Source organism: Pseudomonas sp. HLMP (assembly GCF_046365545.1).
GTDB lineage: Bacteria > Pseudomonadota > Gammaproteobacteria > Pseudomonadales > Pseudomonadaceae > Aquipseudomonas > Aquipseudomonas guariconensis_B.
Genome location: NZ_JBDLLR010000001.1, coordinates 528,496 through 544,035, shown reverse-complemented (window position 1 = coordinate 544,035; position 15,540 = coordinate 528,496). Strand labels below are relative to the sequence as shown.

10 protein-coding genes and 1 pseudogene are annotated in these 15,540 nt (G+C 64.9%); 2 read left to right on the top strand and 9 right to left on the bottom strand.

Annotated elements, in window-relative coordinates; genetic code table 11:
* Nucleotides 1-4: 4 nt before the first annotated feature.
* The 6 genes from selB to fdnG all read right to left on the bottom strand — a co-directional run bounded on the left by selB (nucleotide 5) and on the right by fdnG (nucleotide 9,046).
* Nucleotides 5-1,927 carry a selenocysteine-specific translation elongation factor gene (gene selB, locus ABFA30_RS02715; protein WP_410046024.1) on the bottom strand — a complete coding sequence of 641 codons (1,923 nt, stop codon included), beginning with the start codon at nucleotides 1,925-1,927 and terminating at the stop codon, nucleotides 5-7.
* Nucleotides 1,924-3,351 (bottom strand): L-seryl-tRNA(Sec) selenium transferase, encoded by a 1,428-nt coding sequence (gene selA, locus ABFA30_RS02710; protein ID WP_410045118.1) that lies wholly within the window; start codon nucleotides 3,349-3,351, stop codon nucleotides 1,924-1,926. The genes selB and selA overlap by 4 nt, the downstream gene beginning before the upstream one ends.
* Nucleotides 3,352-3,443: 92 nt before the next feature.
* On the bottom strand, nucleotides 3,444-4,370 hold the full coding sequence (fdhE, locus tag ABFA30_RS02705; protein ID WP_253079907.1) for a formate dehydrogenase accessory protein FdhE: 927 nt from the start codon (nucleotides 4,368-4,370) through the stop codon (nucleotides 3,444-3,446).
* A 4-nt stretch (nucleotides 4,371-4,374) separates the two neighbouring features.
* Nucleotides 4,375-5,031 carry a formate dehydrogenase subunit gamma gene (locus ABFA30_RS02700; protein WP_253079908.1) on the bottom strand — a complete coding sequence of 219 codons (657 nt, stop codon included), beginning with the start codon at nucleotides 5,029-5,031 and terminating at the stop codon, nucleotides 4,375-4,377.
* Nucleotides 5,028-5,978, bottom strand: a complete 951-nt coding sequence (fdxH, locus tag ABFA30_RS02695; protein ID WP_225788801.1) for a formate dehydrogenase subunit beta — start codon at nucleotides 5,976-5,978, stop codon at nucleotides 5,028-5,030. Before fdxH ends, ABFA30_RS02700 begins: the two co-directional genes overlap by 4 nt.
* Nucleotides 5,978-9,046, bottom strand: coding sequence for a formate dehydrogenase-N subunit alpha (gene fdnG / locus ABFA30_RS02690; protein ID WP_253091369.1), 3,069 nt, complete (start codon nucleotides 9,044-9,046; stop codon nucleotides 5,978-5,980). Before fdnG ends, fdxH begins: the two co-directional genes overlap by 1 nt.
* A gap of 245 nt (nucleotides 9,047-9,291) precedes the next feature.
* Between fdnG and ABFA30_RS02685 the strand changes: the two genes are divergently transcribed.
* Nucleotides 9,292-9,795 (top strand): GlcG/HbpS family heme-binding protein, encoded by a 504-nt coding sequence (locus ABFA30_RS02685; protein WP_253079910.1) that lies wholly within the window; start codon nucleotides 9,292-9,294, stop codon nucleotides 9,793-9,795.
* A gap of 190 nt (nucleotides 9,796-9,985) precedes the next feature.
* On the opposite strand, the pseudogene ABFA30_RS02680 reads toward ABFA30_RS02685, so the two are convergent.
* The 3 genes and pseudogenes from ABFA30_RS02680 to ABFA30_RS02670 form a co-directional block, all read right to left on the bottom strand.
* Nucleotides 9,986-10,190, bottom strand: a pseudogene (locus ABFA30_RS02680) (hypothetical protein); the annotation flags it as partial.
* 427 nt (nucleotides 10,191-10,617) lie between these two features.
* Nucleotides 10,618-11,160, bottom strand: a complete 543-nt coding sequence (locus ABFA30_RS02675; RefSeq protein ID WP_225788804.1) for a single-stranded DNA-binding protein — start codon at nucleotides 11,158-11,160, stop codon at nucleotides 10,618-10,620.
* Nucleotides 11,161-11,169: 9 nt separating this feature from the next.
* Entirely contained in the window at nucleotides 11,170-12,564 is a 1,395-nt protein-coding gene (locus ABFA30_RS02670) for an MFS transporter (protein ID WP_225788805.1), read from the bottom strand.
* Nucleotides 12,565-12,693: 129 nt separating this feature from the next.
* Between ABFA30_RS02670 and uvrA the strand changes: the two genes are divergently transcribed.
* Nucleotides 12,694-15,528, top strand: coding sequence for an excinuclease ABC subunit UvrA (uvrA, locus tag ABFA30_RS02665; protein ID WP_368816039.1), 2,835 nt, complete (start codon nucleotides 12,694-12,696; stop codon nucleotides 15,526-15,528).
* The last annotated feature ends 12 nt before the right edge of the window (nucleotides 15,529-15,540 follow it).

Genomic DNA, 15,540 nt, shown 5'->3' with positions numbered 1-15,540 from the left:
GTATTCAGTGCCTGGCCTGCTGCTGGGCCAGGGCGCTGTCGGCGCGGATATGACGCTGGTCGGCGACCCTCCGGGTCAGGCCGATACGGTCGAAGTATTCGAGGATCTGCACGGTGCGCTTGCGACCGATGCCCAACATATCGCGAAACGCGGCGACCTGCACTATCGGCGTACTGGCCGAATGCTGCAAGAGCATATCGGCCATGCGCCGCAGGGTCGCCTCGGGATAGAACAGGTCGCGCACCACCTGGTGCACCAGGCCAAGCCGGGCCAGCTTGCGCAGCAGAAGGCGCACTTGGGCCTCCTCTACGTTCTGCGCCCCGGCCAGCGTCCTGACCCAGGGCGGCTCGAACCCACCGGCCAGTAGCTGCGACTGCACACGCTCCCAGAGCGCGGCGTCAGCCTCGCTCAACTGCACCTTGTGGCCTGGCAGGTGCAACCATGGGCCGCTGCTGTCGATGGCCCCCTCGGCCAGCAATTCGTCCAGCAGGCTGACGAAAGCCGGCCGCTCCAGGGGCAGCGCGACGAAACGGCGCAAGCGGTCGCGGTCCGGGCCCAACTGGTCCGGCTCCTGTTCATGGAACTGCGCCAGCTGCTCCAGCACCTGATGCTTCAGCGCTTGCCAATGGCCAGTGGCGAACAGCAACTGGCCCTGGCGCGTGGCGACCACCAGCACGTCCTGCGGCAGATGCCAGGTGCCGCGCAGCCGGTTGAACTGACGCTCCAGGCGCTGCGGGTCGAGCCCGGCAGGTGCGGCATCGAGCAAGGCGGGCAATGCCTGCTCCAGGTCCCGCGCAGTACGCAATACCTGCAACTGGCGCAGGCGCGCCTCGCTGCGGCGCTGCCGGCTCGGGGCGAAGGGGTCGAGCACCTGGCCGCCGCCAAGGGTTCGTTGTGCGCGCTGGTCGCGCAGCACCAGCCTGTCGCCGTGCACCGCCTGCAAAGGCGCGTTGAGCAACAACTGGGCGAACATGCGCTGGCCGGGCAGCAGTTTCTCACCTTCCAGCAGTGCCACCCGCGCCGTGACATCCTGGGTACCGAGGTGCACATGCACGGCGCCGAAATGCTCGAACGCCCGTGTCTCGCCGGGCAACAACGCCAACTCGATGTCGACGCGGGTACTGGGCGCATGCAGCCACTCGGCCACCAGCCAGTCACCGCGGTGGATCTGTTCCACGGCCAGGCGCTCGGCGCTGATGTTCAAGGCCACCCGCTGCCCGGCCTCGGCCACCAGCGCCGCCTGGTTCTGCGCATGCAGGCCTCGGACCCGCACCGGTTTGCCGGCCTTGCCCAGCAATAGCGTATCGCCCGCAGTCACGCGGCCGGCCAACGCGGTACCGGTGACCACGATACCTGCGCCCGACACGGCGAAGACCCGGTCGATGGCCAGGCGAAAACCGCCGGCCACGCTGCGCCGGGCCACGTCACCCTGGGCCTCGCGCAGGGCCTGGCGCAGCTCTTCGACACCTTCACCGGTGACGCTCGACAACGGGAACTGCGGCGCTCCGGCGTAAGGCCCCGGCGCCAGCAAGTCGGCCACCTGCGCCTGTACCTCGGCCAGGCGCGCCGGCTCCACCCGGTCGCACTTGCTGATCGCCACCAAGGCCCGGGGAATCCCCAGCAACTCGATGATCGCCAGGTGCTCACGGGTCTGCGGCATGACGCCATCGTCGGCGGCCACCACCAGCAACACCAGGTCGATGCCATGGGCGCCGGCAAGCATGTTGTGGATAAAGCGCTCGTGGCCCGGCACATCGATGAAGCCCGTCAGAGGCGCATCCTCGGCCAGGGCGGCGTAGCGGTAGCCCAGGTCGATGGTCATGCCTCGGGCACGTTCCTCCTGGCGCTGGTCGCCGGCCTGGCCGGTCAGGGCCTGGAGCAGCGCGGTCTTGCCATGGTCGATATGCCCGGCGGTACCGACGATCACTGCGCCGGCCCCACCTGCAGCGCAGGCAACTGCGCCAGCCATTGGGCTTCGTCATCCAGCTGGCGCAGGTCGAGCCAGAGGGCGTCGTCGTCGATACGCCCGAGCACCGGCACCGGCAGGCTGCGCAGGGCTCGCTCGAGCACATGCAGGCTGCGCCCACGCAGCTTCTTCGACACCTGCGGGCGCAGGCACAAGGCAGCACTGGGCAGACGTGCCACGGGTTGGCTGCCGCTGCCGATCATGCCCAGGGCCGGCTCGGCGCTCACAGTCCATTGCGGCCCCAGGCAGGCAGCCAGTGCCGGCGCCAGGCGCTGGGCCTGGGCCATGATCTCGGCCTGGGGACGGGTCAGCAGGCGCAGGCTGGGCAAGCGCTCGGCCAGGCGGTCGGGATTGCGGTAGAGCGCCAGCACCGCCTCCAGGGCGGCCAGGGTGATCTTGTCGACGCGCAGGGCGCGCTTGAGCGGGTTCTTCTTGATCCTGGCGATCAGCGCCTTGCGCCCGACGATGATGCCGGCCTGCGGCCCACCGAGCAGCTTGTCGCCACTGAAGGTGACGATATCGGCACCGTCGAGCAGGGCCTGGCGCACCGTCGGCTCTGCAGGCAGGCCCCAGCGGGTCAGGTCGAGCAGGCTGCCGCTGCCCAGGTCCTCGAGCAAGGGCAGGCCATGCTCATGGGCGATCCTTGCCAGTTCGGCGGTAGCCACCTGGGTGGTGAAGCCCTGGATGCTGTAGTTGCTGCAGTGCACGCGCATCAGCAGGCCGGTGCGCGGGTTGATCGCGCCCTCGTAGTCGCGGGCATGGGTACGGTTGGTGGTGCCGACCTCGTGCAGGCGCACACCGGCGCGGGCCATGATGTCGGGGATGCGGAAGGCGCCGCCGATCTCGATCAGCTCGCCACGGGAAATGATGCCCTCCTTGCGCGCGCCCAGGCTGTTGAGCGCCAGCAGCACGGCGGCGGCGTTGTTGTTGACCACGGTGACCGCCTCGGCGCCGGTGAGCTCGCGGATCAGGCCTTCGATCAGATCGTCGCGGTCCCCGCGCTTGCCGCTGGCCAGGTCGAACTCCAGGTTCAGCGGATAACGGGCGGCGGCCTGCATGGCCTCGACGGCTTCCTCGGGCAGCAGTGCGCGGCCGAGGTTGGTGTGCAGGACGGTGCCGGTAAGGTTGAAGACCCTGCGCACCTGGCTGCGTTGCTGGATGGCCAGGCGCTCGCCGGCGCGGCCGAGCAAGACTTGCGGGGCCAGCTCCAATGCATCGAGCTGGCCAAGCCGGGCCGGTTCGCGCAGGTCGTCGAGCAACTGGCGCAGCGCGGCCAGCACGGCGTCACGGCCGTGGCGCTCGATCAGCGGGTGGCCGTTCGGGTGTCGCAGCAGGGTGTCGATGGAGGGGAGGCGCGGGGTGTCGCTGGCGAGGCTCGAGGGCATGCGGTACTACCTTGCTCAAACGGGTCCGTTGTCTGTTCTGGCCCATACGCGGTTTGGCGTGTATGGGCCGTTCGCTGTTCCAGTGTAGTGCCTCAGCCACCTCCCGGTGCGAGCATCAGGTTCGGCGCCAGCCGGTGGAAGCCCTCCTCGTCCAGGCGCATGTCCAGGGCCAGGCTGGCGAGGTCGTCGGCCAGCGGCTCCGCCGCGCTGTCGTTTTCCAGGTAGCACTGCTTGAGATAGCTGTCGCAGCCGGGGCAACACTCGGCCCTCAGCGGCGCCTTGCCGGCGGCGTGGCGATCGTCCTGCAGGTTGGTGTAGCGCAGGTCCTTGCTCGACTCGCAGTACACGCACTTGACCCGCACCACATGCCATTCGCAGGCACACAGCGAGCAAGCCAGGTAGCGCAGGCCGTTGTGCCGGCCGCGGTTGCGCACCACCCCGGCCATCGCCGGAGCGCCACAGGCCGGGCACTGGGCCAGGCTGCCCGTGGGCTTGAGCTCAGGCCCGGGCAAGCTCAGCAGCCAATGGCTCCAGGCCGCCTGCAGGGCTGCGCCGATGAACGGCACCAGGGCTGCCGGCACGGCATCGTACTGGCCGCCGAGCAAGGCGATACCCCAGCCTTTGCGCTGGCTTTCGTCGCTCTGACGCAGTTGCTCCAGTGCCTGGCCAAGCGGCCCGGTGGGTGCGTCGTCGAAACGTTCGAGCAGCGCCTGCAACCAGGCCAGCCACGGCCCCTCACGCACCAGGCTGTCGGCAGCCAGGGGCGGCAGGCCGTGGCTCAGGCACAGGCGTTGACGCTCCTCGGCCACCGGCAGCTCACTCGGTGGCTGCGCCAGCAACTGCTGCTGGATCCGGCACAACCGGGCGACCAACCGTAGGTAATCGCCCAGGACATGCCCTTCGGCCAGTTGTTCCAGGCGCGCGGCGCGCACGTCGAAAAGCGTGGCAGGTGGCAGGTGGAGGAACGGCGGCGCGCTCGCCGCCGCTTCGATCTGCCCGGGTTCGAGTAATGTGCTCAAGCGGTCATCCTTCTTTGCTACCCGGGCCGTGGGGCGTCTTGTCGCCGGTCACGTCCCGGTACCACAGTTCATGGTGCTTGCGCGCCCAGGCTCGACTGACCCAGCCATGCAGCATGGCGCCGACCGAGCCCTTGATCCAGATGCCGGCGTAGATGTGCACGATGATGCTGAGGATCAGCACGAAGGCCGCCAGCGCATGCAGCAAGGTGGCCAGGCGAATGGCGCCGATATCGAAGTAGTGGCTGAAATAGGCACGCCAGATCACCACGCCACTGACCAGCAGCACCAGCATGCACAACAGCAGGGTCCAGAACAGCAGCTTCTGCCCGGCGTTGTACTTGCCGATCGGCGGCACGCCCTCCTCCTGGTTGCGCATCACCCGGTCGATGCGGCGCAGCCACTGACGGTCGTTGGCGGTGATGAAGTTGGCACGCCAGAAGCGCAGCACCAGGCCGAGGAAGAACACGAACATCGCCACGCCCAGGAATGGGTGCAGGATACGCGTCCAGGGCCCGCCGCCGAACAGGTGGCTGAGCCAGAACAAGGCCGGGTGGAACAGCGCCAGCCCCGACAGCCCGGCCAGGACGAACAGGATCGCGACGATCCAGTGGTTGGTCCGTTCGTTGGCGTTGTAGCGCAGGATCGGTTTGTTGTCGTTCATGGCCGCTGCTCCCCTTGCCCGCCGGGCTTGGTCGGATCATAGACATGGACCGACGGGTCCACCTGGTGCACGCTGTCGTCGGCGGGCAGCGGGTGTTCGTCCTCCTCGACCCGCTGCGGCCCGACCCGCACATAGTGGAAGAACCCGGCCAGCACCGCCGCGCCCATGGCCAGCAGCGCCAGTGGCTTGCTGATGCCTTTCCACAGCCCGACCAGCGGGCTGATCACCGGCTGGTCCGGCAGGCCGGCATAGATCCTGGGCGTATCGGCGTGGTGCAACACGTACATCACATGGGTGCCGCCGACGCCGTCCGGGTCGTACAGCCCGGCATTGTCGTAGCCACGGGACTTGAGATCAGTGATGCGCTCGGCGGCATGATCCTTCATGTCCTGCTTGCTGCCGAAGACGATCGCCCCGGTCGGGCAGGTCTTCACGCAGGCCGGCTCCAGGCCCACGGCCACGCGGTCGGAACACAGGCTGCACTTGTAGGCCTTGTGGTCCTTCTGCGAGATCCGCGGGATGTTGAACGGGCAGCCGGTGATGCAGTAGCCGCAACCGATGCAGTGGTCCTGGTTGAAGTCGACGATGCCGTTGACGTGCTTGATGATCGCGCCCGGGCTCGGGCAGGCCTTCAGGCAGCCAGGGTCGGCGCAGTGCATGCAGCCGTCCTTGCGGATCAGCCACTCCAGGTTGCCATCGTCGCGCTCGTGCTCGGTGAAGCGCATCAGGGTCCAGGTTTCGGCGGTGAGGTCCTGGGGGTTGTCGTAGGTGCCATGGTTGTGGCCGACCTCGTCACGCAGTTCGTTCCACTCCGAGCACGCCACCTGGCAGGCCTTGCAACCGATGCACTTGGTGGTGTCGATCAGCTTGGCCACTTCCTGCTGCTGGCGTACCGAGGGCGGTACGGTCGTGGTGGCCGAGCGGGCGATGATATCTTGCTGGGCCATCAGATTTTCTCCACGTTGACGAGGAACGACTTGGACTCCGGCGTCTGGGTGTTGCCATCACCGAGGAACGGCACCAAGGTGTTGGTCAAGTAGCCATGCCGGGTCGTCCCGGTGAAGCCCCAGTGCAGCGGGATGCCGATCTGGTGCACGGTCTGGTTGTTGACCTGCAGCGGACGGATCCGCTTGGTCACCACCGCCACCGCCTCGATATGCCCACGCTTGCAGGTGACACGCACGCGGTCGCCGGCCTTGATGCCTTTCTCGTTGGCCAGCACCTCGCCGATCTCGACGAACTGCTCGGGTTGCAAGACGGCATTGATCGGGCAGTGCTTGGTCCAGAAGTGGAAGTGCTCGGTCAGCCGGTAGGTGGTCGCCGCGTAGGGGAATTCCTGGTGATTGCCCAGGGTGTCCCACACCGAGTCGAAGATGCGGCCGGCCGGGTTGCTGGTCGCCTTCTTGTTCTGCGGGTGCAGCGGGTTGATGCCGATCGGCGTCTCGAACGGCTCGTAGTGTTCGGGGAACGGCCCCTCGGCCATCTTGTCGATGGCGAAGAAACGCGCGACGCCCTCGGGGTTCATGATGAACGGGTTCATCCCCGCTTCAGGTGGCGAGTCGACCTTGTAGTCCGGCACGTCGGTACCGGTCCAGGCCTTGCCGTTCCACCACACCAGGCGCTTCTTCTCCGGGTCCCAAGGCTTGCCTTGGGGGTCGCTGGAAGCGCGGTTGTAGAGGATCCGCCGGTTAGCCGGCCAGGCCCAGGCCCAGTTCTGCACCTGGTGCATGCCGTACGGGTCGCTGTTGTCGCGCCGGGCCATCTGGTTGCCCTGCTCGGTCCAGCAGCCGGTGAAGATCCAGCAGCCCGCCGCGGTGCTGCCGTCGTCCTTGAGCTGGGCGAAACTGGCCAACTGCTGGCCGCCCTTGATCACGGCGCCGGTGGCGTCGGCCTGGTCGGTCACCGCCCAGCCGTTCATCTCCTTGGCCAACTCCTCAGGCGAAGGCTCCTCGGGGACCTTGTACGGCCAGCTGATGTTGAGCAGCGGGTCGGGATAGGCGCCGCCCTCGGCCGTGTAGCGCGCGCGCAGGCGCAGGAACAGCTCGCTCATGATGTGCACGTCGGTACGGGCCTCGCCCGGGCCGTCGGCGCCTTTCCAGTGCCACTGCAGCCAGCGGCTGCTGTTGACCAGCGAGCCGTCCTCCTCGGCGAAGCAGGTGGTGGGCAGGCGGATCACCTCGGTCTGGATGTTGGCCGTGTCGACATCGTTGTACGGGCCTGCGTTGCGCCAGAACTCCGAGGTCTCGGTAGCCAGCGGGTCCATGATGACCAGCCACTTGAGCTTGCCCAGCGCCGCAGTGACGCGGTTCTTGTCCGGCAGCGCGGCGATCGGGTTGAAGCCTTGGCACATGTAGCCGTTGACCTTGCCCTGGCCCATCATCTCGAACATGCGCAGCACGTCGTAGGCCGGTACGTCGAGCTTGGGCAGCCAGTCGTAGCCCCAGTTGTTCTCGGCAGTGGCGTTGTCGCCATACCAGGCCTTCATCAGGCTGACGTGGAACTTGCCGTAGTTCTGCCAGTACGACAGCTGGCCCGGGCGCAACGGCTTCGATGCACGTTTGTCGATGAACGCGGCGTAGTCCTGCTCGGCATCGCCGGCCAGGGTCAGGTAGCCCGGCAGCGAGTTGGACAGCAGCCCCAGGTCGGTCAGGCCCTGGATGTTGGAGTGACCACGTAGGGCGTTGACCCCGCCACCCGGCATGCCGACGTTGCCCAACAGCAGCTGGACCATGGCCGCGCTGCGGATGATCTGCGCACCGATCGAATGCTGCGTCCAGCCCAGGGCATAGAGGATCGTCATGGTCTTGCCCGGTTGCGAGCAGGTGGCGATCTCTTCCCAGATCTTCATCATCTGGTCTTGGGGCATGCCGCAGGTCATGCTCGCCAGTTCCGGCGTGTAGCGGCTGTAGTGCTGCTTCATCAGCTGGTACACGCAACGCGGGTGCTGCAAGGTCGGATCGACCTTGGCGTAGCCATCCTCACCGAGCTCGTAGCCCCAGCCGGACTTGTCGGCATAGATGCGCTTGTCCGCGTCATAGCCGCTGAACAGCCCATCCTCGAAGCCATAGTTCTCTTTGACGATGAACGACACGTCGGTGTAGTTGCGCACGTACTCGTGCTGGATCTTGTCGTTGCTCAGCAGGTAGTTGATCAACCCGCCCATGAAGGCGATGTCGGTACCGGTACGGATCGGCGCGTAGTAGTCCGCTACCGAAGCGGTACGGGTAAACCGCGGGTCGACCACGATCAGCCGCGCCTTGTTGTGCGCCTTGGCCTCGGTCACCCACTTGAAGCCGCAAGGGTGCGCTTCTGCTGCGTTGCCACCCATCACCAGGACCAGATTCGCGTTGGCGATATCGGACCAGTGGTTGGTCATGGCACCACGGCCATACGTCGGGGCAAGACTTGCCACCGTCGGGCCGTGTCAGACACGCGCTTGGTTATCGAACCCCAGCATGCCCAGCGAACGGATGACCTTGTGGGTCAGATAGCCGGCTTCGCTGGAGGCGGCGGATGCGGCGAGAAAACCGGTGGAGAGCCAGCGGTTGACCGTTTGGCCCTGGTCGTTCTTCTCGATGAAATTGGCGTCGCGGTCCTGTTTCATCAGCTCGGCGACGCGGTCGAGCGCCTCGTCCCAGCTGACCCGGGTCCACTCCTTGCTGCCCGCCTTGCGTACCTGGGGGTACTGCAGGCGGTTGGGGCTGTGGATGAAGTCCAGCAGGCCGGCGCCCTTCGGGCACAGGGTGCCGCGGTTGACCGGGTGGTCCGCGTCGCCCTCGATGTGGATGATGTTCTGCTTGACGTTCTTGCCCGCGTCCCCCTGGCTGTACAGGATCAGGCCGCAGCCGACCGAGCAGTAGGGGCAGGTATTGCGGGTTTCTTTGGTGTGGGCCAGCTTGAAGTGACGCACCTGCTCGGCGAACGCGGGTGTCGGGGCCATGCCCAACGCCGCGAGGCTCGAGCCTCCAAGGCCGACGGCGGCGACCTTGAAGAACTGCCGACGGTTGAGGTCCATCGTGCACTCCTGATCAGGTTCTGGGCCCCGGGACGTTGCCGGTGCCTCTAGGACAATCACGGTGGCGGCAAACTGATGGCCGCCAATCGTTAAGATTAGTCAAGAATCAGGAAAGTGCGCTGACCTGGATCACGAATGCGCCTTGCCGCATTCACCGATAAGCCCTACATCCATCAAGGAAAGAGACTACATCCTTACGCATAAATCTCCTGAAAGGTTGTCCCAAACCTCCATGGACGATAAATATGAACAAAATATGCACACTGGCTGGGCTCATGATAGGCGCTTCACTGCTGGCGATGCCCGCCGTGGCCGATCCACAACCAGTCGATCGAACCAGCGCAGGACAACCTTCCCCCATTACCGCAGAACGCGCCCGCAGCATGGCCAAGGCCGCTGAGCGCGCTGCCCGCGCCGAAGGCTTCGCCATCGTCATCAGCATCGTCGACAACCATGGCAACCTCAAGCACTTCCACCGCATGGACGGTACCAGCAGTGGCAGCATCAAGGTCGCCCAGCTCAAGGCATCGACGTCTGCCCGCTTCCCTTTATCTTCCAGGTCACTCGCAGAACGCAGCGCCGCGCTGCCGGCGAGCCCATATGCATCACTGCCGGGATTCACCTTACTGGAGGGCGGGTTGCCGATCATGGACGCAAACGGCGAGCATGTTGGTGGCATCGGGATCAGCGGCGCAACACCAGAACTGGATACGCAGTTTGCCCAGGCCGCGCTCGATAGCGAGGGTTGAGACGGAGTATGGAGCCCCGTACCAGCAAGCCTTCCCTCATGAAGTCCATGCGGGGCAGCGCTGCTGGGAGGTTGTCATCATGAGAGCCGGCTTGCCGGTAATAGGGAAACTCCGAACAAGCCACTCAGCAACCGGCAATGACTGGCGTTATGGGCGCGTCAATGATCGTGGCATCGACAATCGTGCCCTAGCGCAACGACAGGCCCTTGTCTCGCTGGTAGTCGTTGATGGTCTCCAGAATTCCCGCCGCCACCTGCCTTGGGGTAATACGGCTCGATCAACGCAACCAATCCGCTCCACCGCACGACTTGCTCCATCTCGGCCAGGAAACGCTTGCGGCGGTTTTGCTTGCGCTTACCGGCGTACTCGAAATCGGAAAAACTCATCTGACTCATGGAATGGAGGGCTTGCTGGAGGCAGTTGAACGGAGGGCTCTTTCAGTACAGGCCGGACAGTCTGTACTGACTTGATCGAAAAATCCCTAAAGACGGGGTATCGGTAACTCTTATACCGATATCGATGTTTTCAGCAATGAAGTACAGCCCTCTTCATTCGCAATGAGTTGAGAACTAACACCAGGATAACGTTCGAGAAGCTCGGAAACCAGTTGATGACATGAGCGGGGTACCACGATGCGAATAAGCCCTTGCGGGCTTTTAAGAAAGCGTTCTTTGAGTCGAAATACATTTGCCGAAGACTCAAGCAACTCTTTGCAATGCGAATAGATCTGAGCACGTTATTTTTTACATACCCAAAACGAAGAAAACCCCGCAAGTGCGGGGCTCTCCAAGGAAAACTTTACAGTTTTCGCTAAGGTGCTCTCTAGAACGGAATATCGTCATCGAAGCTGTCGAAGTCAGCGGCAGGCTGCGGAGCCGGCTGCTGCGGCGCAGGACGTTGTGGCGCCTGCTGCGGGCGCGGGGCCTGCTGGCGTGGCGCTTGGTTGTACTGCTGCTGGCCGCCCTGATTGTAGTTGCCACCACCCTGGTTGTACGGATCGCCACCCTGCTGCTGGTTCTGCGGGCGGCCGCCGAGCAGCTGCATGGTGCCCTGCATGTCGACGATGATCTCGGTGGTGTAGCGCTTGATGCCGTCCTTTTCCCATTCGCGGGTCTGCAGCTTGCCCTCGATGTACACCTGCGAGCCTTTGCGCAGGTACTCACCGGCAATTTCCGCGACCTTGCCAAACATGGCCACGCGGTGCCACTCGGTGCGCTCGACCTTCTGGCCGGTCTGCTTGTCGGTCCACTGCTCGCTGGTGGCCAGGCTCAGGTTGGTCACGGCGTTACCGTTGGGCAGGTAGCGGACTTCGGGATCCTGGCCACAGGTGCCGACCAGAATGACTTTGTTAACCCCACGGGCCATAACGTTCTCCTAGGCTTCGCACGCCGAAGAGGCCGGATTCACCAGACGCTCCAGGGTCGCACGGTCCAAAATTTTCGTATCCAGTTTGATGTAGATGGCGGCTTCTTCCGCCACCACCACGGCGTCGGTCACACCCGGCACGGCCATCAGGCGTTCGGTCAGCCCGGCTTCCCGGACCGCCTCTGGCGTCAGCGACATGCGCAGGCTGGTCACGTAGGGCGGCTCGTTCATGCGCAACGCAGTGACCAGCCACACGGCACACAGTCCTGCACAACCGAGGAACACCATGCCCAGGCCACCGTGCTGGAACAACCAGCCACCGATGATTCCTCCCAGGGCAGCACCAAGGAACTGGCTGGTGGAATAGACCCCCATGGCCGTCCCCTTGCCGCCGGCGGGCGACACCTTGCTGACCAGCGAAGGCAAGGATGCCTCCAGCAGGTTGAAGGCAGTAAAGAATACCACGGTGCCAATCACCAGTCCGCGCAAGTTGTCAGCCCATTGCCAGAAGAACAGCTCGACCACCAGCAATACACTGACCGCGCCAAGCAACACGCGTTTCATCTTGCGCTTTTTTTCGCCGTAGATAATGAACGGGACCATTGCAAAAAATGAGACGAGCAAAGCGGTCAGGTAGACCCACCAGTGCTGCTCCTTGGGCAGGCCTCCGCGCTCGACGAACGCCAGGGGCAGCGCGACGAAGCTGGCCATGAGGATGGCATGGAGGACAAAAATGCCCACGTTCAGGCGCAACAGGTCCGGATGACGCAGTGTCGGGCCCAGTGCCTGGCGCGCTACCCCCGACTCCCGGTGCTGCAAGGCACCATGGGCATGGGGTACGACGAAGGCGATCAGGCCGATGCCGACCAGAGCGAGCCCGGCGGTGACGAGGAACAATCCTGACAGGCCGAAGGCACGTGTCAGCAATGGGCCGGCGACCATGGCCACGGCGAACGACAGGCCGATGCTCATGCCGATCATGGCCATGGCCTTGGTCCGGTGCTGCTCGCGGGTGAGGTCGGAAAGCAGTGCCATCACCGCCGCGGAAATGGCCCCGGCACCTTGCATAATACGCCCGGCGATCACACCCCAGATCGAGTCGGCCTGGGCTGCCAGCACACTGCCCAGGGCGAAGATCACCAGCCCCAGGTAGATCACCGGGCGGCGCCCGATGCGGTCGGAAATCACCCCGAACGGTATCTGCAGCACGGCCTGGGTCAGCCCGTAGGCACCGATGGCCAGGCCGATCAGCGCGGGCGTCGCGCCAGCCAGGTCCATGCCGTAGGTCGCCAGCACCGGCAAGACCATGAACATGCCCAGCATACGAAAGGCAAAGACCAGGGCCAGGCCGCCTGCGGCGCGGGTTTCGCTGCCACTCATGCGTTCGTTGTGAGTGTCGTGCATGGATTAACCTCGTGTGAACCGGCGGCGATTCTATCAGTCCGACGGCTTGACGGCATCTGCGCGACGCTTTGCCGCGTACTGGCCGCGCGCCTTATACTTCCTTGTTTATGCCCGCCGAGCGAGGCCTTAGTGGACAAGATCCTGATCCGTGGGGCACGTACCCACAACCTGAAGAACATCGACCTGACCCTGCCGCGTGACAAGCTGATCGTGATCACCGGCCTGTCCGGATCCGGCAAGTCGTCCCTGGCCTTCGACACCCTGTACGCCGAAGGCCAGCGCCGTTACGTCGAGTCGCTGTCGGCCTACGCCCGGCAGTTCCTGTCGATGATGGAAAAGCCCGATGTCGACACCATCGAAGGATTGTCGCCGGCCATCTCCATCGAGCAGAAGTCGACTTCGCACAACCCGCGCTCGACGGTCGGCACCATCACCGAGATCTACGACTACCTGCGCCTGCTCTATGCACGGGTCGGCACGCCGCGCTGCCCGGACCACGACATTCCGTTGGAGGCGCAAACGATCAGCCAGATGGTCGACCTGGTGCTGGAAAAGCCCGAGGGCAGCAAGTTGATGCTGCTGGCACCGGTGGTGCGCGAGCGCAAGGGCGAGCACCTGGCGGTGTTCGACGAGCTGCGTGCGCAGGGGTTCGTCCGCGCCCGGGTCAATGGCAAGCTCTACGAGCTCGACGAGTTGCCCAAGCTGGACAAGCAGAAAAAGCACAGCATCGATGTGGTGGTGGACCGTTTCAAGGTCCGCGAAGACTTGCAGCAGCGCCTGGCCGAGTCGTTCGAGACGGCGCTCAAGCTGGCGGACGGCATCGCCTTGGTAGCGCCGATGGACGACGAAGCAGGCGAAGAGATGATCTTCTCCGCGCGCTTCGCCTGCCCCGTGTGCGGCCATGCGATCAGCGAACTGGAGCCGAAGCTGTTCTCCTTCAATAACCCGGCCGGCGCCTGCCCGACCTGCGACGGCCTGGGGGTCAAGCAGTTCTTCGACACCAAACGCCTGGTCAACAATGAACTGACCCTGGCCGAGGGTGCCATCCGCGGATGGGACCGGCGCAACGTCTATTACTTCCAGATGCTCGGCTCCTTGGCCGCGCACTATGGCTTCAGCCTCGAAGAGCCCTTCGGCGAGCTGTCGGCCGAGCACCAGAAGGTCATCCTGCACGGCAGCGGCAAGCAGAGCGTCGACTTCAAGTACCTCAACGACCGTGGCGACATCGTCAAGCGCTCGCACCCGTTCGAAGGCATCGTGCCGAACCTGGAGCGACGCTATCGGGAAACCGAGTCGGCCACCGTGCGCGAGGAGCTGGCCAAGTACCTCGGCACACAGCCCTGCCCGGACTGCCGCGGCACCCGCCTGCGTCGTGAAGCGCGTCATGTGTGGGTGGGCGAGAAGACCCTGCCGGCGGTCACCAACCTGCCGATCGGCGAGGCCAGCGACTATTTCGACAGCTTGAGCCTGACCGGCCGGCGCGGCGAGATCGCGGCGAAGATCCTCAAGGAAATCTGCGAGCGCTTGCAGTTCCTGGTCAACGTCGGCCTCGACTACCTGACCCTGGACCGCAGCGCCGAGACCCTGTCCGGCGGCGAGGCCCAGCGCATCCGCCTGGCCAGCCAGATCGGCGCTGGCCTGGTGGGCGTGATGTACATCCTCGACGAACCGTCCATCGGCCTGCACCAGCGCGACAACGACCGCTTGCTGGCAACCCTCAACCACCTGCGCGACCTGGGCAACACGGTGATCGTGGTGGAGCATGACGAGGACGCCATCCGCCTGGCCGACTACGTGGTGGACATCGGCCCGGGCGCGGGTGTGCATGGTGGGCGGATCGTTGCCGAAGGCTCGCCCGAGGAAGTCATGGCGCACCCCGACTCCCTCACCGGCAAGTACCTGTCCGGGCGCAAGAAGATCGTCGTCCCGGCCAAGCGCACACCACGCAACAAGAAGCTGTCGCTGAAACTCAAGGGCGCGCGTGGCAACAACCTGCAGAACGTCGACCTGGAAATCCCGATCGGCCTGCTGACCTGCGTCACCGGGGTTTCCGGCTCGGGCAAGTCGACGCTGATCAACAATACCCTGTTCCCCCTGGCAGCCACCGCGCTCAATGGCGCCACCAGCCTGGAGGCGGCACCGCACAACAGCCTGGACGGGCTGCAGCACCTCGACAAGGTGGTCGACATCGACCAGAGCCCGATCGGCCGCACGCCACGTTCCAACCCGGCGACCTACACCGGCATCTTCACCCCGATCCGCGAGCTGTTCGCCGGCGTGCCGGAGTCCCGTGCCCGCGGCTACGGCCCGGGGCGTTTCTCGTTCAACGTCAAGGGTGGCCGCTGCGAGGCCTGCCAGGGCGATGGCCTGATCAAGGTGGAGATGCACTTCCTGCCGGACATCTACGTACCGTGCGATGTGTGCAAGAGCAAGCGCTACAACCGCGAGACCCTGGAGATCAAGTACAAGGGCAAGAATATCCACGAGGTCCTGGAAATGACCATCGAGGACGCCCGCGCCTTCTTCGATGCGGTACCGGCCCTGGCGCGCAAGCTGCAAACGCTGATGGACGTGGGGCTTTCCTACATCAAGCTGGGGCAGTCGGCCACGACGCTCTCAGGCGGCGAGGCGCAGCGGGTCAAGTTGTCGCGCGAGTTGTCCAAGCGTGACACGGGCAAGACTCTGTACATTCTCGACGAGCCGACCACCGGCCTGCACTTCGCCGATATCCAGCAGTTGCTGGACGTGCTGCACCGCCTGCGCGACCACGGCAACACCGTGGTGGTGATCGAACACAACCTGGACGTGATCAAGACCGCCGACTGGCTGGTGGACTTGGGGCCGGAAGGCGGTTCGAAAGGCGGCCAGATCATCGCCTGCGGTACGCCCGAAGAGCTGGCCAAGATGAAACAGTCCCATACAGGGCACTATCTGAAACCGCTGCTGGAGCGGGATCGGGCCTGATCCCTAGGGGCG